Below are 1,840 nucleotides of genomic sequence, written 5' to 3'. Positions count from 1 at the left end.
CTCTCTATTCTTTTTAGTGCATGTTCAACAAAAGCCTTGATTTTACTGGATTTGTTGAACGGTTTACAAGTTACATATATCTTCAAACTAGAGTTTTCTGGATATGAAGTAGCTTCAATGAGCTCATTTCTGATGATTTTGAGTACAACAAACAAAACGTCTTTCGTTTTCTTTATGAAGGCTTTATCGTTTTCCCAAAATCCTCTACAGTAACTAACCTCTCATGTCTACCAGGATCACCAGCCTCTGCTAGGTCCTAAATTCCTTCGTTCTGCTTATCCATAGTTGGGTGCTGCTTATGCTCCTACGACAGGATCTATGTCCTAATTAAAATGTCAACGCAGCTACTAGCTCTACTTTGTTCTATATATTTTCTGCATTCCTGTATCACAGCACCATTGATGGCGGACGCTTTTCCTGTTTACAGTACTTCTTGCTTAAGCGGCTATAAGACCGCTTTCGTGATGGATATCTGACATCATTTTGAATCTGTCATAATCTACACCTTTTGTTAACACCACATAGAATACGCGGATTAACTTACAACTGACAGCAATCATTGCCTGTCTTCGTTTCAACGGATTCTTTACACGAGTCACATAATAATCATAGATTGTTCGAAACTCCTGATTTCTTGCAAGTAATGGAACCATTACCTGATACAAGATCTTTCTGAGTTTTCTTCTTCCTCGTTTGCTGATTCTTGATCTTCCTTTATGTTTTCCTGAACTGTTTTCCACTAATTCAAGACCTGCATACTTTTGAATCTGTTTTGGCGACTTAAAGCGTCTGATGTCACCGACTTCAGCAATGAATCCTGCGATTGTAACACTTCCTACTCCTTTAATGGCGAGTAACTTCTCCACATACTGTACCTTCTGAATCGTTTCTTCCAGTACTTTATTTATGGCTTCTAATTGTGAAGTCCATAATCGATGCTCTTCAAGCAGCATATATAATTCGCTTTTGGTTCCAAGTCCTCCATCTAGACCAACACTGTTATGCGCGGTTTCCACCAGGGTCTTTGCCCTATCTTCAGTAACACCTCTGCCACGCATCTTTTTTTCATGCCAAATCTTTCGAATTCCCTCTACCCCAAGTGCGATTACATCCTTTGGCAATGGAGCTTTTTCAAGCACTGCCAAGCCACTTGCTGCATCAAATCTTGTATAAAGTCCCAGGTATTCTGGAAAGTGTATTGCAAGCCATCTCTGAATTCTATTAGCAGATATATTGTGCTGCTTAATAATTCTGTCACGGCTGTATACCAAATCTCTTATTTCTGCATAAATGCCCTCTGGCATATATGGAATAGAATATCTTCCATCCACAACCAACTTAGCGATTGTTTTTGGATCCTTTGAATCAGTCTTCTTTGGACTGTTATCATCAAGTTCCTTGATTTTCTTAACCGAGAATGGATTGACCATTACTAACTTCATTTGATGATCCTGAACATACTTTGCAAATGCAAACCAGTAGTGTCCTGTTGGCTCACAGCCTATCATCACTTCGGCCTTACCATTGTCTTTTCTAAGTGTCTCTGTCCAAAGATAAAACGAATTGAATCCTTCTAGGTCATTCTTGAATGAAAAAACTCTTTTCGTAAGTTCGCGCCCGCGATTATCAAAAGCTCTAGCATAATGTGTCTGACTTCCGATATCAATACCTACTACCATTGTTGTATCTGTTACTTGCTCGATCTTTTCATTCTGTGTATAATTCATGTTGAACCTCCGGTCTGATTGTTTTGTTTACATCCGCCAAGATGCAACTCAATCTTACCTTGAGGTTCTTTTTTATTCAATTGGCGCTTTTAATGAATTACAGGAATGCTCCT

Annotated in this window: 2 protein-coding genes; one reads left to right on the top strand and one right to left on the bottom strand. The window is 39.0% G+C overall.

The window, feature by feature from the left end; translation table 11 throughout:
- The coding region (locus KQI22_RS13625; RefSeq protein ID WP_216553405.1) for a hypothetical protein at window positions 1-213 on the top strand (213 nt) is incomplete at its 5' end.
- A 224-nt stretch (window positions 214-437) separates the two neighbouring features.
- Here KQI22_RS13625 and KQI22_RS13620 read toward each other — a convergent pair.
- On the bottom strand, window positions 438-1,727 hold the full coding sequence (locus KQI22_RS13620) for an IS110 family transposase (protein ID WP_216553402.1): 1,290 nt from the start codon (window positions 1,725-1,727) through the stop codon (window positions 438-440).
- Window positions 1,728-1,840 lie beyond the last annotated feature (113 nt).

It is taken from the genome of Kineothrix sp. MSJ-39 (assembly GCF_018917935.1).
Classification (GTDB): Bacteria; Bacillota; Clostridia; order Lachnospirales; family Lachnospiraceae; genus CAG-194.
The sequence above is the reverse complement of the archived record's forward strand: the minus strand, read 5'-3'. Positions and strand labels throughout refer to the sequence as shown.